Annotated in this window: 18 protein-coding genes and 1 tRNA gene; 7 read left to right on the forward strand and 12 right to left on the reverse strand. The window is 71.8% G+C overall.

Annotated features, from left to right (window positions below):
* Positions 1-3 precede the first annotated feature (3 nt).
* From STRTU_RS05155 to STRTU_RS05170, 4 genes are read right to left on the reverse strand one after another with little or no spacing between them, the layout of a single operon-like run.
* Positions 4-783 carry a CDP-alcohol phosphatidyltransferase family protein gene (locus STRTU_RS05155; RefSeq protein ID WP_159742449.1) on the reverse strand — a complete coding sequence of 260 codons (780 nt, stop codon included), beginning with the start codon at positions 781-783 and terminating at the stop codon, positions 4-6.
* Entirely contained in the window at positions 761-1,822 is a 1,062-nt protein-coding gene (locus tag STRTU_RS05160; protein ID WP_159742450.1) for an iron-containing alcohol dehydrogenase family protein, read from the reverse strand. Before STRTU_RS05160 ends, STRTU_RS05155 begins: the two co-directional genes overlap by 23 nt.
* Positions 1,810-2,547 (reverse strand): phosphocholine cytidylyltransferase family protein, encoded by a 738-nt coding sequence (locus STRTU_RS05165; RefSeq protein ID WP_086720811.1) that lies wholly within the window; start codon positions 2,545-2,547, stop codon positions 1,810-1,812. Before STRTU_RS05165 ends, STRTU_RS05160 begins: the two co-directional genes overlap by 13 nt.
* A complete protein-coding gene (locus STRTU_RS05170; protein WP_159746705.1) occupies positions 2,544-4,349 on the reverse strand; it encodes a DUF5941 domain-containing protein in 1,806 nt (601 codons plus the stop codon). The genes STRTU_RS05165 and STRTU_RS05170 overlap by 4 nt, the downstream gene beginning before the upstream one ends.
* A 558-nt stretch (positions 4,350-4,907) precedes the next feature.
* Here STRTU_RS05170 and idi point away from each other — a divergent pair.
* Positions 4,908-5,519 carry an isopentenyl-diphosphate Delta-isomerase gene (idi, locus tag STRTU_RS05175; protein WP_159742451.1) on the forward strand — a complete coding sequence of 204 codons (612 nt, stop codon included), beginning with the start codon at positions 4,908-4,910 and terminating at the stop codon, positions 5,517-5,519.
* Here idi and STRTU_RS05180 read toward each other — a convergent pair.
* The 3 genes from STRTU_RS05180 to STRTU_RS05190 all read right to left on the reverse strand — a co-directional run bounded on the left by STRTU_RS05180 (position 5,494) and on the right by STRTU_RS05190 (position 8,005).
* Positions 5,494-5,985, reverse strand: a complete 492-nt coding sequence (locus STRTU_RS05180) for an ATP-binding protein (protein WP_159742452.1) — start codon at positions 5,983-5,985, stop codon at positions 5,494-5,496. The two genes, idi and STRTU_RS05180, sit on opposite strands and share 26 nt — an antisense overlap.
* 216 nt (positions 5,986-6,201) lie before the next feature.
* Positions 6,202-6,275, reverse strand: a tRNA-Met gene (locus tag STRTU_RS05185).
* Positions 6,276-6,361: 86 nt separating this feature from the next.
* Positions 6,362-8,005 (reverse strand): ABC-F family ATP-binding cassette domain-containing protein, encoded by a 1,644-nt coding sequence (locus STRTU_RS05190; RefSeq protein WP_159742453.1) that lies wholly within the window; start codon positions 8,003-8,005, stop codon positions 6,362-6,364.
* A 52-nt stretch (positions 8,006-8,057) separates the two neighbouring features.
* On the opposite strand from STRTU_RS05190, the gene STRTU_RS05195 reads away from it, so the two are divergent.
* Positions 8,058-8,828 carry an enoyl-CoA hydratase/isomerase family protein gene (locus tag STRTU_RS05195; protein WP_159742454.1) on the forward strand — a complete coding sequence of 257 codons (771 nt, stop codon included), beginning with the start codon at positions 8,058-8,060 and terminating at the stop codon, positions 8,826-8,828.
* 69 nt (positions 8,829-8,897) lie between these two features.
* Here the strand turns inward: STRTU_RS05195 and STRTU_RS05200 are convergent, their stop codons facing one another.
* The gene (locus STRTU_RS05200; RefSeq protein ID WP_159742455.1) at positions 8,898-9,542 is read right to left on the reverse strand and encodes a DJ-1/PfpI family protein; all 645 of its coding nucleotides are present in this window, start codon (positions 9,540-9,542) and stop codon (positions 8,898-8,900) included.
* A 62-nt stretch (positions 9,543-9,604) separates the two neighbouring features.
* Positions 9,605-10,576 carry a GlxA family transcriptional regulator gene (locus STRTU_RS05205; RefSeq protein WP_159746706.1) on the reverse strand — a complete coding sequence of 324 codons (972 nt, stop codon included), beginning with the start codon at positions 10,574-10,576 and terminating at the stop codon, positions 9,605-9,607.
* 145 nt (positions 10,577-10,721) lie between these two features.
* Here STRTU_RS05205 and STRTU_RS05210 point away from each other — a divergent pair, with 145 nt between their 5' ends.
* The 3 genes from STRTU_RS05210 to STRTU_RS05220 all read left to right on the forward strand — a co-directional run bounded on the left by STRTU_RS05210 (position 10,722) and on the right by STRTU_RS05220 (position 15,959).
* Entirely contained in the window at positions 10,722-11,591 is an 870-nt protein-coding gene (locus STRTU_RS05210; RefSeq protein WP_159742456.1) for an SCO6745 family protein, read from the forward strand.
* A gap of 246 nt (positions 11,592-11,837) precedes the next feature.
* Positions 11,838-14,291: a Tex family protein gene (locus tag STRTU_RS05215; RefSeq protein ID WP_159742457.1), complete on the forward strand. Its 2,454-nt coding sequence runs from the start codon at positions 11,838-11,840 to the stop codon at positions 14,289-14,291.
* A gap of 429 nt (positions 14,292-14,720) precedes the next feature.
* On the forward strand, positions 14,721-15,959 hold the full coding sequence (locus STRTU_RS05220; protein WP_159742458.1) for a Cmx/CmrA family chloramphenicol efflux MFS transporter: 1,239 nt from the start codon (positions 14,721-14,723) through the stop codon (positions 15,957-15,959).
* Here STRTU_RS05220 and STRTU_RS05225 read toward each other — a convergent pair whose 3' ends face one another.
* Together STRTU_RS05225 and STRTU_RS05230 are read right to left on the reverse strand one after the other, a co-directional pair.
* A complete protein-coding gene (locus STRTU_RS05225; RefSeq protein WP_159746707.1) occupies positions 15,960-16,349 on the reverse strand; it encodes a DUF2267 domain-containing protein in 390 nt (129 codons plus the stop codon). It lies immediately after the preceding gene.
* A 254-nt stretch (positions 16,350-16,603) separates the two neighbouring features.
* The gene (locus STRTU_RS05230; protein WP_159742459.1) at positions 16,604-18,613 is read right to left on the reverse strand and encodes an FUSC family protein; all 2,010 of its coding nucleotides are present in this window, start codon (positions 18,611-18,613) and stop codon (positions 16,604-16,606) included.
* A gap of 352 nt (positions 18,614-18,965) precedes the next feature.
* On the opposite strand from STRTU_RS05230, the gene STRTU_RS05235 reads away from it, so the two are divergent.
* Positions 18,966-20,003 (forward strand): FAD-dependent oxidoreductase, encoded by a 1,038-nt coding sequence (locus STRTU_RS05235; protein WP_159742460.1) that lies wholly within the window; start codon positions 18,966-18,968, stop codon positions 20,001-20,003.
* 159 nt (positions 20,004-20,162) lie between these two features.
* A complete protein-coding gene (locus STRTU_RS05240; protein WP_159742461.1) occupies positions 20,163-21,056 on the forward strand; it encodes a D-alanyl-D-alanine carboxypeptidase family protein in 894 nt (297 codons plus the stop codon).
* A 113-nt stretch (positions 21,057-21,169) separates the two neighbouring features.
* Here the strand turns inward: STRTU_RS05240 and STRTU_RS05245 are convergent, their stop codons facing one another.
* Positions 21,170-22,885: a BCCT family transporter gene (locus STRTU_RS05245; RefSeq protein ID WP_159746708.1), complete on the reverse strand. Its 1,716-nt coding sequence runs from the start codon at positions 22,883-22,885 to the stop codon at positions 21,170-21,172.
* Between the last annotated feature and the right edge of the window lie 26 nt (positions 22,886-22,911).

Raw genomic sequence — 22,911 nt, forward strand, 5'->3', positions numbered from 1 at the left:
CCGTCACTTGAGCCTGCTGGAGGCGAGGATGGACACGAGGTGAAGCAGCGTCTGGAGGATCGCGATGCCGGCGAGCACGGCGACGCCCAGGCGCGAGAAGAACAGGTCGCCCCGGATGGTGTCCAGCACCGCCAGGGCCAGGATCAGCAGGGACGCCTCGATGCCGAGGACCAGCCGGTGGAACTTCAGCGCCGCGGCGGCCTTACGGGCCAGCGCCATCCCGGAGGAGCGCGGCTCGGACGCCGCCTCCTTGACCGGCGGCAGCCCACCCTGGTGACGGGCGACGCCGACGAGGTCGGTCTCCGCCTTGATCAGGATGGCGCCGAGGGCGGCGAGGGTGCCCAGGAAGGCCCACAGCCAGTCGATCCGGCCGGAGCCCCACAGGTCGGCGGCGCGCATACCGAAGCCGACCAGGACCGCGGCGTCGCACAGGTAGGCGCCGACCCGGTCCAGGTACACCCCGCCGAGCGAGAACTGCTTCTTCCAGCGGGCGATCTCACCGTCGACACAGTCGAGCAGCAGATACAGCTGGACCATCAGCACACCGAGCACGGCGCCCGCGATCCCCGGCACCAGCAGTGCCGGGGCGGCGAGGACGCCGAAAACGGTCATCAGGTAGGTCAGCTGGTTGGGCGTGACCTTCGTGTTCACCAGGTGCCGGTCGATGCGCAAGGAGATCTCGCGCATGTAGAGCCGGCCGGCCCAGTGCTCACCGCTGCGCCGGTCCTTCACACCCTCGGGGTGAACGACCGGGCGGAGTTCAGCTACTGACGGCTTCTGCATAGTCGGCGTATGCGTCCCTGATCTGGTCGGTGGACAGGTCGAGGTGCTCAAGGATGGTGTAGCGCCCGGGGCGGGTCTTGGGCGCGTACGCGACGGCCTCGACGAACTCCTCGTCGGTGAAGCCGATCTCGCCCGGCGTGACCGGCAGGCCGTGGCGGCGCAGCACCTCGACCATCAGGTCCCGGGTCTCCTTGTCCCCGCGCAGATGCGTGGCGAAGGCGGCACCCAGACCGCACTGCTCGCCGTGGCTCGCGGCCCGCTTGGGGTGGAGGATGTCGAGCGCGTGGTTGATCTCGTGGCAGGCGCCGGACGCCGGACGGCTGTCGCCGGCCACCGACATCGAGATGCCGGTGAGGACCAGCCCCTCGGCGAGCACCTGGAGGAAGTTGTCGTCGCCGACGCCACCGGGGTGGCGCAGCACGGCCTCGCCGGCCTGACGTGCCATGGCGGCCGCCAGTCCGTCGATGTCCTCACCGGTCTCGCGGTGCGAGAGCTCCCAGTCCGCGACCGCGGAGATGTTGGAGATCGCGTCACCGATGCCGGAGCGGACGAACCGGACCGGGGCCTCACGGATGATGTCGAGGTCGATCACCACGGCGATCGGGTTCGGCACACCGTAGGAGCCGCGGCCCGCGTCGTTGTCCAGGGTGGCGACCGGCGAGCACAGACCGTCGTGCGACAGGTTCGTCGCGACGGCGACCAGCGGGAGGCCGATCCGGGCCGCGGCGAACTTGGCGCAGTCGATGATCTTGCCGCCGCCGAGGCCCACGACCGCGTCGTAGTGCCCCTTCTTCATGGCGTCGGCGAGCTTGATCGCTTCGTCCAGGGTGCCGCCGCCGACCTCGTACCACTCGGCGCCGGGCAGCGCGGGGGACAGCCGCTCGCGCAGCCGTGCCCCCGAGCCGCCGCTGATCGCGATGGCGAGCTTGCCCGACGCGGAGATGCGCTGATCGGCCAGCAGGCCCGCCAGGTCGTCCAGGGCGCCGGCGTTGATGTCAACGACGACCGGGGACGGGATGAGGCGGGTCAGTACTGGCATGCGATGTCACGGCCCTTCGCCAGGTCGTCGTGGTTGTCGATCTCGACCCACTTGACGTCGCCGATCGGGGCCACGTCCACCTTGAAGCCGCGGTTGACGAGCTCCTGGTAGCCGTCCTCGTAGTAGAGGTCGGGGTCGCGCTCGAAGGTGGTCTTCAGGGCGTCGGCCAGCTCCTCGGCGGCCTCGCCCTCGATGAGGGTGACGCCGATGTACTCACCGGTCGCCTCGGCCGGGTCCATCAGCTTGGTGATCTTCTGGACGCCCTTGGCGGGGTCCACGACGACCTTCATCTCCTCGTCGGCCAGCTGCTTGACGGTGTCCAGCGCGAGGATGATCTTCTGGCCGTTGCCGCGGGCGGCGAGCAGGGTCTTCTCGACGGAGACCGGGTGCACGGTGTCGCCGTTGGCGAGGATCACGGTGTGCTTGATCGAGTCACGGCCGCACCACAGGGAGTAGGCGTTGTTCCACTCCTCGGCCTTGTCGTTGTCGATGAGGGTGAGCTTGAGGCCGTACTTCTGCTCCAGGGCCTCCTTGCGCTCGTAGACGGCTTCCTTGCGGTAGCCGACGATGATCGCGACCTCGGTCAGGCCGATCTCGGCGAAGTTGCCGAGGGTCAGGTCGAGGATGGTCGTGTCCCCGTCGACCGGCACCAGAGCCTTGGGCAGGGTGTCGGTGTAGGGGCGCAGACGCCGTCCGGCGCCGGCAGCCAGCACGAGGCCGATCATGCGGGTTCTCCTTCATCGTGTACGGCGGGTGCTTGGGAGGACACCCAGAAACGGATGCTCTCGACGAGCACCAGCAGCGCCAGGACCACAGCAAGGGCCGTCAGCGCGATTGTGAAACCTGAGGGGGACAGCGCGGCGGCGAGGACGGTGATCACAAGGATCCGTCCCTCGTGTCCGCCGGTCGCCCGGACCAGCCACCGGGGTGGGGCCCCGGTGCCACCGCGGATGCGGTAGACCGTGTCGTAGTGATGGTAGGCGACCGCCGCGACCAGCCCGTACGCCGCGGGCAGCGCTCCGGGGACGTCCGCGCGGGCGGCCAGCACCAGGATGGTGACGTATTCACCGGCCCGGAAGAAGGGGGGAACGAGCCAGTCCAGGGCGCCCTTGAGCGGGCGGGCCACGGCCGCGCCGGCCAGCAGCGCGGAGCAGACGGCGACGCCGACGGTGAGCCAGGACGTGGGGTCGTCCTCGAAGATCACCCAGACCAGCAGCACCGCGGCTGAGAGAAATGCCATGACGGGCGCCAGGAAGGAACCGGTCCGGCCGCGGCCCCGGGCGCCGCGGGCGATCAGCTCGGCGAGCGGCCCGGAGTCGGCGAGGTCGGCCAGCGCCCGGGCGGCGCGGTCGGTGCGGCGGGCCCGGCGGGTCAGCGAGCGCAGCACCCGGCCTGCCGTGGTGTAGCAGGCGGCCAGCGCACAGCCGATGAGCAGCGCGTAGAAGACGATGCGCGGGGTGGTCAGCGCGGTGAGCACCGCGATCATGAACCAGCGTTCACCGATCGGCAGCACGATCATCCGGCGCACCCAGACCGTCCAGCCGACGCTGTCGAGCTTGCCGGAGAGCGCGGCGGTGGGGCTGGTGTTGGCGGTGGCGTCGTGGTTCGCCTCGTTGAAGGAGAAGTCGACGACGTGGCGGCAGGTCATCAGGACCATCGCGCCGAGCGCCAGCGCCCAGACATCGTCGCCGCCGCGGGCCGCCCCGAGGGCCAGGCCCGCGTAGTACGCGTACTCCTTGGCCCGGTCGAAGGTGGCGTCCAGCCAGGCGCCCATCGTCGAGTACTGCAGGGAGTAGCGGGCGAGCTGCCCGTCGGTGCAGTCCAGCACGAAGGAGAACAGCAGCAGGAAGCCGGCCGCGACGAAGCCGCCGCGGGTTCCGGTGGCCGCGCAGCCGGCCGCGATCAGGGCGGTGAGCAGCGATGCGGTGGTGACCTGGTTGGGGGTGAGTCCACGCCGCGCGCACCAGCGGGCGAGGTAGCGGGAGTACGGGCTGATGCCGTACGTGGTGAAGAACCCGTCGCGGGACTTCACGGCGGTGCGCAGCCGTACGGCCTCGTCGTCGACGGCGGCGACGGCCTCCCGGGCGTCCTCGCGCTGAGCCGGGGTGAGCGCGACGGTGGCGACCAGGCTGCCCAGCTCGACGCGGTGCAGACCCGCCTCGTCGCGGTCCAGGGACTCGGTGAGGGTGTCGGTCAGGACATCCGTGAGGTGGGCGGTACCGGCGCCGACCGGGATCCTGCCGACCGCACGGGCCAGCGCGGCGCGGGCCGCGGGCTGCGCGGTGAGCGCGCCGGGCACGGCCGCGGCCGGGAAGCGGGGGTCGGTCAGTGCCAGCCGCAGGGCGTGCAGATGGCCGACGAAGCGAGGGTCGACGACGGCGATCCGCTCATGAGCGGGCACCGCGTTGATCAGCTCGGCGGCGGCCGTGGCATCGTTCGCCGTACGGACGTCGAAGCCCAGCGTGCGCAGGTCGGCTTCGAGCGGCGACCCGGCTACCGGCGGACCGGTGAGGATGGCGGTCGACAGACGAACTCACTCCTTGGATGCTGACAAGGCAGCACGGACGGTTCGTGATCGATCCGCATTCGATACGAACTACCCGGGCAGCGGGCGTGGCACACCTCGCCCCTGGGAGGGCCGGGTGGCACGTCGGCAGAGGCTATCGGATCGCCGGATGCGGCCGTTCACCGCGCATTCACCGCACGATCGAGTGACCGACGGCTGCGCCTGCCGCGATCATCATGGTGGATCGGGTGGCGCATGAACAACTGGCCCGCAGGTCCGGGACCCGATCCGGTGCCGGTTATGAGAGGGCTGGTCACGGGGCGGGCGGGTTGTGCCGGGGCCGGTGTGGTGAGGGCCATCCCAGGTCCGGGGGTGATCGCCGTCAGCCGGTGGCGTCACGGCCGCCGCTCGGTGTGAGCCGCGCCGGGCGCCGGGCGGCCCGCCGGGGGTGTGGACCATCTCACGGCGGGCGCGCCGGGTGACCGGTGCGCGGGGTTGTTGCGCCGCGCACCCGCTGTGCCGGTGATGCGGCCCCGGCTAGGGCAGACTTGGCGTCGAAGACCGACGACAAGGATGGGCATGCCGATCACACCTGCCAACGGACAGACCGCCGGGGACCCGGCGGTGAGCACACCGGACGGCACCGCCGAACCGATCATGCTGGAGCTGGTCGACGAGGACGGTACGACGATCGGCACCGCGGAGAAGCTCGCGGCCCACCAGCCCCCCGGGCAGCTGCACCGGGCCTTCTCGGTCTTCCTCTTCGACGAGAAGGGGCGGCTGCTGCTGCAGCGCCGGGCGCTGGGGAAGTACCACTCCCCCGGCGTGTGGTCCAACACCTGCTGCGGCCATCCGTACCCCGGCGAGGCGCCGTTCGCGGCCGCCGCCCGCCGGACCGCGGAGGAGCTGGGCCTTGCCCCCTCCCTGCTGGCCGAGGCCGGCACGGTCCGTTACAACCATCCCGACCCGGCGTCCGGCCTCGTGGAGCAGGAGTACAACCACCTGTTCGTCGGGCTGGTGCGGGCCGAGCCGGCGCCCGACCCCGAGGAGATCGGCGAGATCGCCTTCGTGACGCCGGAGGAGCTGGCCGAGCGGCATGCCGCGGCGCCGTTCTCCGCCTGGTTCATGACCGTGCTGGACGCGGCGCGGCCGGCGGTGCGCGAGCTCACCGGAGGGGCGGCGGGCTGGTAGCAGGCGGGGTGAGCGGCAGCTCGGCCCAGATGGCCTTGCCGCCGTTCCTCGTGTGCTCGACACCGCATTTGCCGCCCACCTCCGCGGTGAGCGTCTTGACCAGCCACAGTCCGCGGCCGCCGACATCACCCTGATCCGCCTCCAGCGCCTTGGGGCGGTAGGGGTGATCGTCCTCGACCGCGACCCGTAGCCAGTTCGCCCCGAGGGCGAGCTGGACGGCGATCTGGGGCGAGAGCAGGGCGGCGTGCCGGACGGCGTTGGTGACCAGTTCGGAGACGATGAGCAGCAGGCCGTCCATGATGGCGGCGGCGACGGGTACGGACTGTTCGGTGAGCAGATCCCGGACCGCGTGCCGGGCCTGCGGCACCGAGGACTCCAGTGCCGGGGCGGTGAACCGCCAGACACCTTCGTAGGCGACCGGGGAGGTCAGCTCTTCGGGGGGTTCTGCGGGGGGTCCGGAAGGCATCCTCACAGGACGAGTGTTGGGAATGCATTGGTCCGGACCGGCCCGCTGACCACAAGTCACCATCTATCGACGGCTTATGGCCGAATCCGAGTGGTTCGCTCGACCCGGGGACCGGAGCTGTTCCCTTTGTGCCGCGTTCACCGCTTCGCCGGGCACCGGGACCACGCAGAACAGCAGGTCCGATGCCTGAGCACCGGACCTGCTGTTCTGTATCAGTAGCGGGGACAGGATTTGAACCTGCGACCTCTGGGTTATGAGCCCAGCGAGCTACCGAGCTGCTCCACCCCGCGTCGGTGAACACCACAGTACGGGTCGGCGGCCCCAGGGCCAAATCGATAATCACCACGGGTGGCGCGGGCCGCCGGTCCCGGGGTTTTCACACCGCCCGGTCGGTGATCCGTCCGCCGTCGACCTCGATACGGCGGGTGGTGTGCACCGCTTCCAGCATCCGGCGGTCGTGGGTGACCAGCAGCAGGGTGCCCGGGTAGGAGGCGAGCGCGGACTCCAGCTGTTCGATGGCCGGCAGATCGAGATGGTTGGTCGGCTCGTCCAGGACGAGGAGGTTGACCCCGCGGCCCTGGAGGAGGGCCAGCGCGGCGCGGGTCCGCTCCCCCGGCGAGAGGGTGCGCGCCGGGCGCAGCACATGTGCCGCCTTCAGGCCGAACTTCGCGAGCAGGGTGCGCACATCGGCGGGCGAGAGATCCGGTACGGCGACCCGGAAGGCGTCCATCAGCGGGTCGTCGCCGAAGAACAGCCCGCGCGCCTGGTCGACCTCGCCGACCACCACGCCGGGGCCGAGCGCCGCGTGCCCGGCGTCCAGCGGGAGCCGGCCGAGGAGGGCGGCGAGCAGTGTGGACTTGCCGGAGCCGTTGGGGCCCGTGATGGCGACCCGGTCCGCCCAGTCGATCTGCAGGTCCACCGGGCCGAAGCGGAAGTCGCCGCGCCGGACACCGGCACCGCGCAGGGTGGCCACGACCGCGCCGGCCCGGGGCGCGGCGGCGATCTCCATCCGCAGCTCCCACTCCTTGCGCGGCTCCTCGACGACGTCGAGACGCTCGATCAGGCGCTGGGTCTGCTTGGCCTTGGCGGCCTGCTTCTCGGTGGCCTCCACCCGGCCCTTGCGGGCGATCTTGTCGTTGTCGGGGGCCTTGCGGCGGGCGTTCCTGACGCCCTTCTCCATCCAGTTGCGCTGGGTGTGCGCGCGGGTCTCCAGAGCGGACTTGGTGTCGGCGTACTCCTCGTACTGCTCCCGTGCGTGGCGCCGGGCCCGCTCGCGCTCCTCCAGATAGGAGGTGTAGCCGCCGCCGTAGGTGTTGACCTGCTGCTGGGCCAGGTCGAGTTCGACGACGCGGTTGACCGTACGGGTCAGGAACTCGCGGTCGTGGCTGACCAGGACGGTACCGGCGCGCAGCCCGGTGACGAAGGCTTCCAGCTGTCCGAGGCCGTCCAGGTCCAGGTCGTTGGTCGGCTCGTCCAGCAGGAAGACGTCGTAACGGGAGAGCAGCAGTGAGGCGAGCGAGGCGCGGGCGGCCTGGCCGCCGGAGAGCGTGGTCATCGGCTGGTCGAGGCCGATGGTCAGGCCGAGCCGGCCGGCGATCTCCTCGGCGCGTTCGTCGAGGTCGGCGGCGCCCAGGGCCAGCCAGCGCTCCAGTGCGGTGGCGTAGATGTCGTCCGCGCCGGGCCGTTCCTCGACCAGTGCCTGGGTGGCGGTGTCCAGGGCGAGCTGGGCGTCGGTGACGCCGGTGCGGCGGGCGAGGAAGGCCCGTACGGTCTCTCCCGGCCGGCGGTCGGGCTCCTGGGGAAGATGGCCGACGGTGGCGGTGGGCGGGCCGAGGGCGAGCGTGCCGTCCTCCGGGGTGTCCAGGCCGGCCAGCAGGCGCAGCAGGGTGGACTTGCCCGCCCCGTTGGCGCCGACGAGGCCGATCACATCCCCGGGGGCGACGACCAGATCGAGGCCGGAGAACAGGACGCGCTCACCGTGGCCGGCGGCGAGGTCTTTGGCGACGAGAGTTGCTGACATCAGGCCGCGATCGTATCCGGCCCCGTCCTGGCGGGCGCTCTAATATCCGAGCATGGAACCCGCTCTGAAGACGCATGTCAGCGACGGCACGGCGACCGTCACCATCAGCAATACCGGCAAGCGGAATGCCATGACGGTGCAGATGTGGCGGGATCTGCCGCCGCTGCTGGAGCGGCTGGCGGGCGACCGTGCCGTCCGGTCGCTGGTGCTGACCGGCGAGGGCGGGACGTTCTGCGCGGGCGCGGACATCGGTGCGCTGCGGGAGGCGGCGGGTGAGTCGCAGGGGCTGGCGGTCGCGGCCGAGGAGGCGCTGGCGGCGTTCCCCGGGCCGACGCTGGCGGCGATACGCGGCTACTGCGTGGGCGGCGGCGCCCAGTTGGCGGCCGCGTGTGATCTGCGGTTCGCGGAGGAGGGCGCGCTGTTCGGGGTGACGCCGGCCAAGCTCGCGGTGGCCTATCCGGCGTCCGCCACCCGGCGGCTGGTCCGGCTGGTGGGACTCTCCGCCGCCAAGTACCTGCTGTTCTCCGGGGAGTTGATCGACTGTGCGCGGGCGCTGCGTACGGGGCTGGTGGACGAGGTGCTGGCCGAGGGGGAGCTGGGCAAGCGGGTGGCGGAGTTCTCGGCCGTCCTCGCGAGCCGGTCGCTGCTGACCCAGACCGCGGCCAAAGAGCTGGCCAACGGGACCTGGGACGTACCGCCTGCCCAGGCCGAGGAGCGCGGTGCGTACTGGGCGGCGCAGGCGCGCGCGAGCGGCGACACCGCGGAGGGTGCCGCCGCCTTCCTGGAGCGCAGGGCGCCGCGCTTCACCTGGCCCACGGACTGAACGAACGCCCTACGGGGACGACCGGCCGCCCGCCCGGAGGTCCGTGGCTACGCGACGGGACGTCCGTGGCTACGCCTCCCCCATCAGCACGTCCCGGCTCCCCTGCCGCAGTTTCGCGGTGACCTCGGCCGGTGCCTTCTCCGGGGAGCCCGCGTCGTAGGGCGGCTGCGGGTCGTACTCGATGCCGAGCTGGATCGTCTGGGCCACGGTGTCCCCGGCGATCCGGCCGGCCAGCGTCAGCCCCATGTCGATACCGGACGAGACGCCGGCCGCCGTCACGTACTTGCCGTCGAAGACCACCCGCTCCCCGGTCGGCTCGGCACCGAAGCCGGGCAGCTGGTCCAGCGCCAGCCAGTGGGAGGTCGCCCGGCGCCCCTTGAGCAGACCGGCGGCGGCGAGGATCAGCGAGCCGGTGCATACCGAGGTGGTCCAGGTGGTGTGGGCGTCCACGGCGCGGATCCACTCCTGCAGCGGGCCGTCCGTCATGTGCGCGAGCTGCCCCGGGCCGCCCGGCACGACCAGGATGTCCGGCGCGGTGACCTCGTCCAGCGTCGCCTCGGCGACCAGTCCGAGCGAGCCGAGGTCGTTGCGGTGCGGGCCGGTGCGTTCGGCGACGAACACCGTCTCCACTCCCGGCACCCGGCTGAGGGTGTCGTAGGGGCCGATGGCGTCCAGTGCGGTGAAGCGGTCGTAGAGAAGGATCGCGAGCTGCATAAGTCGTTTCCTGTCGTCGGTGGTGGGTGCCGGCGCGGTGGTTTCGTGGCAACCGGCGGGGTTCAGGCAGTCGGTACGGGCGGGCCGGCCGGCTGGAAGCGGCGGCGGTATTCGGCCGGGGAGGCGCCCAGGACGCGGAGGAAGGCGCGGCGCATCGCCTCGGGGGTGCCGTAGCCGCAGCGGCGCGCCACCTGCTCGATGCCGTCGGCGGTGTCCTCCAGGCACCGCCGGGCGGCCTCCAGCCGCACCCGGTCGACATAGCGGCCCGGTGTCATGCCGGTCTCTTCGCGGAACGCCCGCGCGAAGTGCCGCGGGGAGAGCCGCGCGCGCTCCGCGAGGGCGTCGACGGAGAGGTCCGCCTCCGGGTTCTCGGTGATCCACTGCTGGACGTCACGCAGCGGCCGGCGCTGTGCGGTCTGGGCGGCGAGCTGGGCGCTGAACTGGGTCTGGTTGCCCGGCCGCCGCAGGAAGACGACCAGATGCCGGGCGATGGCCAGCGCGAGGTCCCGGCCGTGGTCCTCCTCCACGAGAGCCAGCGCGAGGTCGATTCCGGCCGTCACGCCCGCGGAGGTGGCCAGGTCGCCGTCCCGTACATAGATCGGCTCGGGCTCTACCTGCACCGCGGGGAAGCGCTTGGCGAGGGTGTCGCAGAGCATCCAGTGGGTCGTCGCCCGGCGGCCGTCCAGCAGCCCGGCCTCGGCCAGCAGCAGCGCTCCGCTGCACACCGAGACCTTCCGCCGGGCGCGGGGCGCGTGCTCGCGCAGCCAGGCGATCAGCCGGGGGTCGGGGGCACGGGTGCCCTGACCGCCGGGGACCAGCAGGGTGTGCGGCGCCGCGGCGGCGGTGAGGGTGAGGTCGGGGACGAGCGTCAGCCCACTGGTGGTGCGGACCGGGGCGCCGTCAAGACTGGCGGTGCGGATCCGGTAGGAGCCCGGGACGCACTGGGCCGCACCGTTGAAGACATCGAGCGGTCCGCAGACGTCCAGGGCCTGCACACCGTCGAAGAGAACCACGAGCACATCGCGCTGTTCCATGCCGTCCATCCTGGGCAGCGTCGGCGATGGCGGCAATGACGAAAAACCCACCTTTCCTGCCATCGGGCAGCGGCGGGAGGGTCGGCGCACCCGTCGTCCGGGCCCCTGGAACGGCCCCATACCGACGGGTCGGTACCCTGCCCGTATGACCTCATCCAGTGCACTGCCCGAGAAGGCCGGCCGCACCTGCCACAACGTCGTCAACCCGTTCCACTCCACGCACTACTTCGCGCCGGAGCTGTCCGGGGAGATGGCGAAGCTCGGCATCGAGAACCGCAGCGCCGGTTACTTCGCCTGCCGTGGCGCGGCCATGGGGGCCGTGGGCCCCGGCACCATCACGGCCACCTTCTACAACTTCAAGCACGAGCTCATCGCCCAGCACGTCCCGCACGTCTGGACGCTCACCACACCGCAGCAGGTGCTCGACGCCCGGCTGCGCGCCGCGGACGCCACGCTGCGCCGGCTGCTCGGCGCCGAGGCCGTCGAGTCGCCGGAGATGGCGGAGGCGGCGAAGCTGGCGCTGCGCGCCGCCGAGGGCTGCACCCGCCAGGCCCGGCCGCTGTACGCCGCGCACGCCGATCTGCCAGTGCCGGAGGCCCCGCACCTGGCCTACTGGCACGCCGCGACCCTGCTGCGCGAACACCGCGGTGACGGCCACCTGATAGCCCTGCTGGACGCCGAACTGGACGGGCTGGAAGCCCTGGTCACCCACACCGCCACCGGCCGGGGCATGAGCCACCAGGCCATCATGTCGACCCGTGGCTGGTCCGAGGAGGAGTGGCAGGAGGCGCAGGAACGGCTGCGGTCGCGGGGGCTCCTGGACACCGCGGGCGAGCTGACCGAGGCCGGCATCCTGCTGCGCAAGGAGCTGGAGCGGACGACCGACCGGCTGGACCAGGCCCCGTACGAGCACCTGGGCGCCGAGGGCGTGGCCCGGCTCACCGAGCTGGCGACCGGCTTCACCACCACCGCCATGAACGCCGGGGCCTTCCCCGCGGTGATGTTCGGCAAGTGATGATCCGGGGCGATGCGGCGCGCTCCGGTACGTAAGGCGCCCTCCGGAGGAGTGCTCCCCTGGCGCCGGGGTGTGCGTACGTCCTCGCGCACCCCGGCGCCAGGGGCGTCCGTCACCTCCCTCCCGGCTCACGGACGGACGAGGTGACTTCGCGGACCCTCTGGCGGCTGGGCGGCGCGACAGTCCGGGCCGCCACCCTGCACAATGCAGGCTCAAGCAAGCGCTGGAAGGCGGGTCTGGATCAACGTGACGGCATCCACTGAGCCCATCGGGGCCCTCGGGTCCATCGAAGCGAGGATCGCCGGGGAGCTCGGCGTCAAGGAGCGGCAGGTGAAGGCCGCGGTCGAACTGCTCGACGGCGGCTCGACCGTTCCGTTCATCGCGCGCTACCGCAAGGAAGCCACCGAGATGCTCGACGATGCGCAGCTGCGCTCGTTGGAGGAGCGGCTGCGCTATCTGCGGGAACTGGAGGAGCGGCGGACCGCGATCCTGGAGTCCGTACGATCCCAGGGCAAGTTGGACGCCGCCCTGGAGGCGCAGATCTGCGGCGCCGACTCCAAGGCGCGGCTGGAGGACATCTACCTCCCGTACAAGCCCAAGCGGCGCACCAAGGCACAGATCGCGCGGGAGGCGGGCCTGGAGCCGCTCGCCGACGGGCTGCTGAGCGATCCGTCGGTGGAACCGGCCGCGGCGGCCGCGGCGTTCGTGGACGACGGCAAGGGGGTCGCCGATCCGGCCGCCGCCCTGGAGGGCGCGCGGGCCATCCTGACCGAGCGGTTCGGCGAGGACGCGGATCTGATCGGTGAGCTGCGCGAACGGATGTGGTCGCGCGGGCGGGTGGCGGCGAAGGTCCGCGAGGGCAAGGAGGAGGCCGGCGCGAAGTTCGCCGACTACTTCGACTTCGCCGAGCCGTTCACCGAACTGCCCTCGCACCGGGTGCTGGCGATGTTCCGCGGCGAGAAGGAAGAGATCCTCGACCTCAACCTGGAGCCCGAGGACCCGTCGGCGGCCACCGAGGGGCCGACTTCGTACGAGCAGTCCATCGCGCACCGCTTCGGCATCGCGGACCGGGGCCGTCCGGCCGACAAGTGGCTGCAGGACACCGTCCGCTGGGCCTGGCGCACCCGGGTCCAGGTGCACCTGGGGATCGATCTGCGGCTGCGGCTGCGGCAGGCCGCCGAGGACGAGGCGGTACGGGTCTTCGCGTCGAACCTGCGCGATCTGCTGCTGGCGGCGCCCGCCGGTACCCGCGCCACGATGGGTCTGGACCCCGGCTTCCGTACGGGCGTGAAGGTCGCCGTCGTGGACGCCACCGGCAAGGTGGCCGCCACGGAGACCATCTACCCCCATGTGCCGCAGCAGAAGTGGGACGCCTCACTGGCCACGCTGGCGAAGCTGGCCCGCGAGCACGATGTCGAGCTGATCGCGATCGGCAACGGCACCGCGTCCCGCGAGACCGACAAGCTGGCCGCCGATCTGATCGCCGCCCAGCCGGAGCTGAAGCTGACGAAGGTGATGGTGTCCGAGGCCGGTGCCTCGGTGTACTCCGCCTCCGCGTTCGCCTCGCAGGAGCTGCCCGAGCTGGATGTGTCGCTGCGCGGCGCGGTGTCCATCGCCCGCCGGCTGCAGGACCCGCTGGCCGAGCTGGTCAAGATCGACCCGAAGTCGATCGGTGTCGGGCAGTACCAGCACGATCTGTCCGAGGTGAAGCTGTCGCGCTCGCTGGACGCGGTGGTCGAGGACTGTGTGAACGGCGTCGGCGTGGACGTCAACACCGCCTCGGCGCCGCTGCTTTCGCGGGTGTCGGGCATCGGCTCCGGCCTCGCCGAGAACATCGTGGCGCACCGGGACAACAACGGCCCGTTCCGCTCCCGTAAGGCCCTCAAGGACGTGGCGCGGCTCGGCCCGAAGGCGTACGAGCAGTGCGCGGGCTTCCTGCGGATCCGGGGTGGCGAGGACCCGCTGGACTCCTCCAGCGTGCACCCCGAGGCGTACCCGGTGGTGCGCCGGATGGTGAAGACGGCGGGCAGCGAGGTCGGTTCGCTGATCGGCAACACGGCGGTGCTGCGCACCCTGAAGGCCGCGGACTTCGTCGATGACTCCTTCGGCCTGCCGACGGTCAGCGACATCCTGCAGGAGCTGGAGAAGCCGGGCCGCGACCCGCGCCCGGTCTTCAAGACCGCGACCTTCAAGGAAGGCGTGGAGAAGATCGGCGATCTGCAGCCGGGGATGCTCCTGGAAGGCGTGGTGACCAATGTCGCCGCCTTCGGGGCGTTCGTGGATGTGGGTGTCCATCAGGACGGTCTGGTGCATGTCTCGGCGATGTCGAAGACCTTCGTCAAGGACCCGCGGGACGTGGTCAAGCCCGGCGACATCGTGCGGGTCAAGGTGCTCGATGTCGACATCCCGCGGAAGCGGATCTCGCTGACGCTGCGGCTGGACGATGAGCACGGCAAGAGCGCGTCGGCGGGTGGCGGCGAGCGGCGCGGTGGCGGCGAACGCGGCGGCGAGCGCCGGGGCGGCAGCGGCGGCGGGCCGCGCGAGGGCGCCCGTGGCGGTGCGCCGCGGCAGCGCCAGGGCGGCGGCGGAGCGCGCGGCGGTGACCGCCGGGGCGGCCGGGACGCCGGACCGGCCAACGACGCGATGGCGGACGCCCTGCGGCGGGCCGGGCTCCTGGGCAAGGACCGCGGCGGCCGCTGAGCCATCCACCGGTGTCCGGCGGCAGCGGGCGAGTCCCGCTGCCGCCGGTCCGCCGGCCGGCGCCCACCCGTTTATTACCTGGACGAGGCCGGCCGGCTCGATTAATCTGCCCGCATGTCCAGCCCCGAGGCATCAAGACGCTAGCCACCGGCCCTCCGGTGGCTCCCTGGGCTGTCTCGCGGTCGCGCCGTCACAGCGCCATCGCGCACCACCCGGCACGCTTCCGTGCCGCACGCTCCCCTGCCACCGGATCGCCGCAGTACGGACTGCTTCTCACCTGACGCTGCGTCAACTCCCTGACGCCTCAGGTCGTTTCGCGCGGTAGCCACGCCTGCCCGGCCGGACGGTCGCTCCCTTCACCTCCGCACGGGTACCGCTGTGCCTGCCGCCGCGCCGTGTCGATCCCCCCTGTGGTTGCGGAGTGTTGCTGTGCCCTTCGTTCTCTATCTGCTCGGCCTTGCGGTCTTCGCCCAAGGCACCTCCGAATTCATGCTGTCCGGCCTGCTTCCGGACATCGCCCGTGATCTGGATGTCTCGCTCTCCGCCGCCGGCGGGCTGACCTCGGCCTTCGCCGTAGGGATGGTGGTGGGCGCGCCGCTGCCGGCGCTGCTGGGCCTGCGCTGGTCCCGGCGTCGCGCGCTGCTGACCTTCCTGATCACGTTCCTGCTCGTCCATGTCCTCGGTGCGGTCACCCCCGACTACGGGGTGCTGCTGGCCACCCGGGTCGTCGCGGCGCTGGCCAACGCCGGGTTCCTGGCGGTGGCCCTGGCGACCGCGACCTCGATGGTCGCCCCCGACGCCAAGGGCCGTGCCGCCTCCGTGCTGCTCGGGGGCACCACCATGGCGTGTGTCGCGGGTGTGCCCGCCGGGGCGCTGCTCGGTGAGGTGTGGGGCTGGCGCTCGGCGTTCTGGGCGGTGGCGCTGGTCTCGGTGCCTGCCGTCCTCGCGATCCTGTGGTCGGTGCCGTCCGACCCCGCCCCGCGGCCCTCTACGGGCAACTCCCGCACAGGCGCGGAACTGCGCGCCCTGCGCAGCCCCCGGCTCGTGGTGCTGCTGCTCCTCGGCGCCCTGGTGAACGGCGCGACCTTCTGCGCCTTCACCTATCTCGCGCCGCTGGTCACCGAGGTCACCGGATTCGGCACCGGCTGGGTGCCCGCCCTGCTCGCGCTCTTCGGCCTGGGGTCGTTCGCCGGGGTCAGCGCGGGCGGCCGCCTGGCCGATACCCGGCCGCTCCGCCTCCTGGCGCTCGGCGGACCGGCCCTGCTCGCCGGGTGGATCGCGAGTGCCCTCACCGCCGGGAGCCCGCTGGCCACGCTGCCGCTCCTCTTCGTCCAGGGGGCGCTGTCGTTCGCCGTCGGCTCCACCCTGGTCTCCCAGATCCTCTACGCGGCAACCGGGGCGCCGACGCTGGGCGGCGGGCTCGCCACGGCGGCGCTCAACGTGGGCGCGGCGCTGGGCCCCTGGTGCGGTGGCGCCGCACTGACCGCGGGCCTCGGCTACCGCGCGCCGCTGTGGGTGAGCGCCTTCCTCACAGCGCTCGCGCTCGTCCTGGCGGGCCTGGCCCACGTGGTGGCCCGGCGGGGCGCGTCGGCGCGGACCCGGCTCCCCGCTGACAACTACAACGGCTGCGACGACTCCGCCAGCGAGGAGGCGTCCCCCAGGCCCTGATCACACCAACCGGGGATGGCCGAAGAGGAGGTCGAAGTCCGGCGGCAGTTGCAGCAGCACGCGCTGCATGAGGTCTTCGTCGGCGGCGTCGGCGACGACGCTGAGCACCGCGCCGACATCCCACTTCGCGGTCTCCTCGGTGGCGCCCTCGATCCAGGCCGCCGTGGCGCGGACGAACCGTGCGGGGTCCAGCGGCTCGGCGGCCTGGAGCGGGTTGAGCAGGATCAGGGCGAAGGTCTCCGGCAAGTAAGCGGCCAGCTCGGCCCGTTCCTCACCGACCAGATGCGCACCCAGCAGAGCCAGGACGACCCGGGCCGCCCGTTCCGCTTCCTGTGGTGAGCCGTATTCGCCACGCTCCTGAACCTGCGCCAGAAACGCCTCCCATCGCAAGGGCGCCACAGCTTTGCCTCCTTCTCGTCCGGGCGCGGAGGACGGGACCGTGGGAGACCGCTCTCCCGCCCCCGCCCGCTGCGGGGGCGGTCCCGCTCAGCCGCGGATCTGCTAGTGCGTAGTCTCCCCGCCGCGGACGGTCTTACGGGGCTTGGCGCGCTCGGCGATCGGAATCCGCCGGCCAGGACGCCGCCGTGCGGGGCGGTTCGCCCCCCAGGCCCCGGCTCCCCATCCCCGGTACTGCGCACCCCATCTCACCCCGCCTCCGCATGCCCCCGGATCCGCTCCAGTTCGACGGCCACGTCCGTGAGGGTGGCGCAGTCCGGGACGGGTGGGAGGTCCGGGCCGGATGGGCGCTGTGCGGGCGGTCGGTGGGGTTCCTCAAGGGCGTCGGCCATTGCGGAGAGTGCCTGGCACAGGCCCTCGGCCTCGGCGGTGCTGGGGCGGTGGGCGCCGTGGTCGAGGCGTACCGCACAGGCGGTGGCGGCGTCCACGATGCGTTCGGCCGCGGTGACGACCGTCAGCCAGTCGGGGTTGCGGTCGCGGGCGGCGAGGAGTTCGGCCGCGGCGGTCTCCGCGGCCGCCCTGGCCTCCCCCAGCGCCCGGTAGGCGGCGCGGCGCAGCGCCAGCCGACGGGTGGGGTCGGCGCCCGGTTCCGCCTCCAGGACGTGCCGCAGGAACTGCTCGGTGCTGCGGAGCGCCGCGGTGACCCGGTGCCCGACCCGGCGGCGCGGGTCGGCGAGATGTGGCAGATGTCCGACGACGAGGACGATGCCGCAGGCGATGGAGGTGTCCACGAGGCGCTCGGCGGCGGCCTCCGGGTCGCCGCTGACATGCACGAACGACAGCACCATGAGGGTGATCGCGACGGTCTGCAGGGCGAAGTGGCGGGTGGCGAACGGCAGCAGCGCACCGCCCGCGCCGGCCATCAGCGCCGGCCACCACGAACCGGTCAGCAGCAGTCCCGCCCCGGCGAAGACCAGCACCCCCGCGACCGTCCCGGCGAAGCGGTTGACCGTACGGGAGAAGAGCGGGCCCAGGTCCGGCTTGACGAGGAAGGTGACGGTCGCCGGGAGCCAGTACCAGTGGTCGGCGCGGAGCAGCAGGGCCACGGCGACGCTCGCGGTGATGCAGACGGCGACCCGCAGGCCGTAGTCCCGCCCGGCCGGCCCGAACAGGCCGCGCCCGCGCCGGGTCCGCACGCCTACGGCACCCAGCGCCCCGCGGACCACGGCCTCGGGCCGGGCCACCCAGGCGGGACGGCCCGCCGGGGCCGCTGCCGGCTCCGCTCCCGTCGGCGACTCCGGCTCCCGCCGGGCGAAGGTGACCACGGCGTCCAGCAGGGCCTGGTCGAAGGCGCCGCGCGCGGCGGTGCTGGTCTCCGGAGCGGACAGCCGGCCCGGCGACCGCCCGGTGCGCAGGGCCTCGGCGAACTTACGGGGGCTCTCGGCCACCCGGGACGGCAATGGGCGGGCCTCCCACAGCAGCGCCACACTGGCCTCGCACAGCGCGGTGGCGGCCGCGAACCGCTCGGTGAGCAGCAGTTCTTCCGTACGGGCCGACCGGCGCAGCAGCCGACTGGTGAGCAGCCGCAGCCGCACGGCCTCGTCGGCGCGGTCCAGGGCGGCGGTGAGCCGTCGCCGGGCGGACTCGGCGCCGGGCCCGCCGGCCGCGCCCAGGGCGTCGGCGAGCGCGTCGAAGACCGTGGCGACCGCGGCCCGCTCGCCGCTGAGGGCACCGCCCGCGGGACGGGGCGAGCGCAGCACCAGCCGTAGCAGAAGCAGCCACAGACAGCCGGCGAGGACATAGAGGGCCTTCGCCCAGGGCGCACCGGGCAGCGGCATTCCGGCGCCCAGGATGGTGGTGGCCAGCATCTGCATCCCGGCGTTGGAGCGCACCGGCCCGGCCACGCTGCCCGCGCCGGAGACGAAGCCGACGGCGAACAGCGCGGGAAGGAGCCACCAGCCCGCGTCGGCCGCCCGCAGCGAGGCGCCGATCAGCATGCCGAGCGCCGAGGCGAGCGCGGGCAGGCCGATATGGACGATGCCGGTGCGCCGGGTGCCGGGGCGGTCGTTGACCCCGGCCAGCATCGAGCCGAGTCCGGCGAGGACGCCGGGCGCCGGGTGGCCGGTCGCGATGCCCGCCCCCAGCAGCGGCCCCGCGCACAGCGCACCGCGGGCAACGGCCGCCCAGGGTACGGGCAGCCGTTGCCAGTGGAAGGGATGGGCCAGCCAGGCGGGCACGGCGCGCGGCGCGCGGAGCATGAGCCTCCTCAGACGACGGCGTACGGACGGCGGTAAGCGGTTCCGAGGGGCGTCATCGGCCGACGGTGCTGCTACCAGCCTAAGGTCCGAAATGGTCCACACCACTGCCGCGGGGTTTCCGCATGATCACGAACGGATGGCGGGCGGGCGAACCGGCTCTGGACGGGACGCGCTGCCGGCTTCGGGCGGGATGCGCTGTCGGCTCCGTACGCCGGGAGGTCCGCGAGCCGTACCGCCTCGTCGGCGGGCTCCACCCCCACCACGGGCAGCCTCCGTTCGCGCTGCCGCTCCCGCACTGTCCTCCCCTTTTCCGCCCCTTTTCCGTGCCCGCCACAGCGGTTAGCGTCCCGGCATGACGAGCAACACGGATGACCTGGACGTACGCGTGGTCGGCGGTGGGGTGATCGGCCTGACATCGGCGATCGCACTGGCCGAGGACGGCCACCGGGTACGGGTACTGAGCCGTGACGCGGCCGATGGGACGACCTCGGCGGTGGCGGGCGGGCTGTGCTGGCCGTACCGCATCCAGCCGTACGAGCGGGCGGTGGCGTGGGCCGTACGCTCCTTCCAGGTGCTCACCGACCTCGCACGGCGGCCGGAGGAGACGGGCGCCCGGATGGTGATGGGCACGATGACGGCCACAACGGGCGGCGGGGGCGCGGCGGCGGACGCGGGCGACGGTGTCGAGGACGGTCTGGCCGCCTGGTACGCCGCGGTGCCCGGATTGCGGCGGGCGCGCGCGGAGGAACTCCCCGAGGGCAGCGCGTCGGGTTGGCGGGCCCGTACTCCCCTGGTGGACATGCCCGCCCATCTCCGCTATCTGGAACGGCGGTTGACGGCGGCGGGCGGGGTCATCGAGCGGGCCGAGGTCGCCTCGCTGGAGGAGGCCGGAGCGTCGGCGGATGTGGTCGTGAACTGCTCGGGACTCGGCGCCCGCGAGCTCGTACCCGATCCCGGAGTCCACCCGGTCCAGGGGCAGTTGGTGGTGGTGGAGAACCCCGGCATCGAGGAGTGGTATGTCTCCGCCGACTCGGGGGCGACGGACACCACCTATCTGCTGCCCCAGCCGTACGGCCTGGTGGTGGGCGGTACGGCGCGGGAGAACGCCTGGTCCACGGAGCCGGATCCGGCGGTGGCGGAGGCCATCGTGGCGCGCGCCGCCCGGCGCTTCCCGGAGCTGACGCGAGCCCGGGTCCTGGCACACAAGGTGGGGCTGCGCCCGGCCCGCCCGGCGGTGCGGCTGGCGGTGGAGCGGCTGTCCGGCGGCGTGCCGTGCGTCCACAACTACGGGCACGGCGGCGGGGGTGTGACCGTGGCGTGGGGGTGCGCGGACGAGGTGCTGCGGATGGCGCGAGAGGTCCAGGAGGGCCGCGGGCCGGCACACCGGTAAGACGGCGCGGCCGGCTTCTCCCTGCCCCCGCGTCCGCCTCCCCTCCCCCGAGCGGAATTTTTCCGCCCCGAGCGCACATCCATTTCCCCTTCTCATGTGTCTCACCTTCAAGCGCCATTCCTATATGGCCGCACTGCAGGGATATTTGGAGTATCCATTTTGAAAAACGGCATTAAGGGCATTCGTCGCGTATCCGCGGTCGCTGTCACCGCGGGAGCCGTTCTGACGGCCGGGGCGTTCACCGCTCCTGCGCAGGCCGCTGCGCCCAAGAATCCGACGATCGCCGCCAAGGGCGGCTTCGTGATGAACAACGGCACGGGGAAGAGCCTCTTCACCAAGGCCGCGGACACCCGTCGCTCGACCGGCTCCACCACCAAGATCATGACAGCCCGGGTGGTGCTGGCCCAGCCGAACCTCAACCTTGATTCCAAGGTGACCGTCCAGAAGGCGTACAGCGACTACATCGTCGACAACAACTGGGCCTCGTCGGCCAAGCTGATCGTCGGCGACAAGGTCACCGTCCGCCAGCTGCTGTACGGGCTGATGCTCCCGTCCGGCTGCGACGCGGCGTACGCGCTGGCCGACAAGTTCGGCAGCGGCTCCACCCGGGCCGAGCGGGTCAAGTCGTTCATCGGCAAGATGAACTCCACGGCCAAGTCGCTCGGCCTGACGAACACGCACTTCGACTCGTTCGACGGCATCGGGAAGGGCGCGAACTACTCGACTCCGCGCGACCTGACCAAGCTGGCGTCCAACGCGATGAAGTACTCCACGTTCCGTACGGTCGTGAAGACGAAGTCGACCACGCAGAAGGTCACGACGAAGAGCGGTGGCTACCGCAACATGTCGTGGACCAACACCAACGCGCTGCTCGGCAGCTACTCGGGCACCCTCGGCGTCAAGACGGGCTCCGGCCCGGAGGCCAAGTACTGCCTGGTCTTCGCCGCCACTCGGGGCGGCAAGACGGTCATCGGCACGGTTCTCGCCTCCTCTTCGGTGGAGAACCGCACCGCTGACGCGAAGAAGCTGATGGACTACAGCTTCAAGAAGTAACCCGGTCCGGGACGGACGCGGGGCCTGCGGGCGACCTTCCGGTCGTGCGCAGGCCCCTTCGTCATCGCGGCGGCACCTCGGCCGGGGCCGGGCGGCGCCGCTCCGGAGACGGGCTAACCGCCGCTCCTGACTCCGGCGCCGTCGTCCTCATCGACGCCGCTGCCGTCATCGTCCCCGTTGCCATTTCCGTTGCCGCCAGGTCCGATCTGGAACTCGAAGTCACCGTCGTACTGCTCATGGCCCGCGATCACGGCCAGCTCGACGGCTTCCTCGCCCTTCTGGCCGCGCACGATCAGCGGATCGCTGCGCAGATCACGCATCAGCGCCCAGCACATGGCGATCATCACGACCATGAACGGCACCGCCACCAGAATCGTCAGATTCTGCAGGCCGGTCAGCGCATCGTCCGAACCACCACCGATCAGCAGCATGATCGCGGCGACCGCACCGGTCACCACCCCCCAGAAGATCACCACGAGCCGGGTCGGCTCGAAGGTCCCCTTCTGCGAGAGGGTGCCCATGACAATGGACGCGGCATCGGCACCGGACACGAAGAAGATGCCGACCAGAATCATCACCAGAATGCTCATGACCGTGGCGAGCGGGTACTGGTGCAGCACGTCGAAGAGCTGGCCCTCGGGGGTGCTCGACCCGCTCAGCTTCTTGTCGGCCTGCAGCTTCATCGCCGAGCCGCCGAACACCGCGAACCACGCCAGGCTGACCACGCTCGGGACGAGGATGACCCCGCCGATGAACTGGCGGATGGTGCGGCCCCGGCTGATCCGGGCGATGAACATGCCGACGAACGGCGTCCAGGAGATCCACCACGCCCAGTAGAAGACCGTCCAGCTGCGCAGCCAGCCGCCCACGTCGTCACCGCTGCTGGCCTCCGTACGGCCGGCGAGCTGCGGCAGCTGGCCGATGAACGAACCGAGGGAGGTCGGCACCAGATTGAGGATGAGGATGGTCGGTCCGACCACGAACACGAAGACCGCCAGGATCACCGCCAGCACCATATTGATGTTGGACAGCATCTGGACACCCTTGGCGATACCGGAGACCGCGGACAGGATGAAGGCGATGGTCAGCACGGTGATGACACCGACCAGCAGGGTGGTGCTGACGCTGTCCATCCAGCCGAGCACCTTGAGGCCGCTGCCGATCTGCAGCGCACCGAGCCCCAGCGAGGCCGCGGAGCCGAAGAGGGTGGCGAAGATGGCCAGGATGTCGATGACCCGGCCGCCCCAGCCGTTCGCCCGCCGGGTGCCGATCAGTGGCGTGAACACCGCGCTTATCGTCTGCCGCCTCCCCCGCCGGAAGCAGCTGTAAGCGATGGCCAGACCAACGACCGCATAGATCGCCCAGGGGTGCAGCGTCCAGTGGAACATCGTGGTGGCCATCGCGGTGTCCATCGCCTGGGCGGCATCCTGGGGATCGGTGCCCGGCGGTGGAGTGGAGAAGTGCCCCAGCGGCTCGCTGACGCCGTAGAACATCAAACCGATGCCCATGCCCGCGCTGAACATCATCGCGATCCATGACACCGTGCGGAATTCGGGGTCCTCGCCCTCCTTGCCGAGCGTGATCCGGCCGTATTTGCTCACGGCCAGCCAGATCGCAAAGATCACGAATCCGGAGGCGGAGAGGACAAATGCCCAGCCGCCGTTGTCGATCACCCAGTTCAGCATCGAGGTCGATGCGTTTTTGAGGGATTCGGTGGAGGACGCTCCCCAGGCGATGAAGGCAAGGGTGAGCAATGAGGTCACACCGAACACCACACGGTCGGTCTGTGGGGGTCCGTGCAGCCGCGGGTCATCGGGGATGTCCGTCACGGAGGGCGTGCCACCCCCGTCACCGG

Origin of the sequence: Streptomyces tubercidicus (assembly GCF_027497495.1) — a bacterium.
Classification (GTDB): Bacteria; Actinomycetota; Actinomycetes; order Streptomycetales; family Streptomycetaceae; genus Streptomyces; species Streptomyces tubercidicus.

Bases quoted from the DNA above. Each gene is read 5' to 3' on its own strand.
- STRTU_RS05155 (WP_159742449.1), bottom strand. From the start codon at position 783: ATGCAGAAGCCGTCAGTAGCTGAACTCCGCCCGGTCGTTCACCCCGAG.
- STRTU_RS05160 (WP_159742450.1), bottom strand. From the start codon at position 1,822: ATGCCAGTACTGACCCGCCTCATCCCGTCCCCGGTCGTCGTTGACATC.
- STRTU_RS05165 (WP_086720811.1), bottom strand. From the start codon at position 2,547: ATGATCGGCCTCGTGCTGGCTGCCGGCGCCGGACGGCGTCTGCGCCCC.
- idi (WP_159742451.1), top strand. From the start codon at position 4,908: ATGCCGATCACACCTGCCAACGGACAGACCGCCGGGGACCCGGCGGTG.
- STRTU_RS05180 (WP_159742452.1), bottom strand. From the start codon at position 5,985: ATGCCTTCCGGACCCCCCGCAGAACCCCCCGAAGAGCTGACCTCCCCG.
- STRTU_RS05190 (WP_159742453.1), bottom strand. From the start codon at position 8,005: ATGTCAGCAACTCTCGTCGCCAAAGACCTCGCCGCCGGCCACGGTGAG.
- STRTU_RS05195 (WP_159742454.1), top strand. From the start codon at position 8,058: ATGGAACCCGCTCTGAAGACGCATGTCAGCGACGGCACGGCGACCGTC.
- STRTU_RS05200 (WP_159742455.1), bottom strand. From the start codon at position 9,542: ATGCAGCTCGCGATCCTTCTCTACGACCGCTTCACCGCACTGGACGCC.
- STRTU_RS05205 (WP_159746706.1), bottom strand. From the start codon at position 10,576: ATGGAACAGCGCGATGTGCTCGTGGTTCTCTTCGACGGTGTGCAGGCC.
- STRTU_RS05210 (WP_159742456.1), top strand. From the start codon at position 10,722: ATGACCTCATCCAGTGCACTGCCCGAGAAGGCCGGCCGCACCTGCCAC.
- STRTU_RS05230 (WP_159742459.1), bottom strand. From the start codon at position 18,613: ATGCTCCGCGCGCCGCGCGCCGTGCCCGCCTGGCTGGCCCATCCCTTC.
- STRTU_RS05235 (WP_159742460.1), top strand. From the start codon at position 18,966: ATGACGAGCAACACGGATGACCTGGACGTACGCGTGGTCGGCGGTGGG.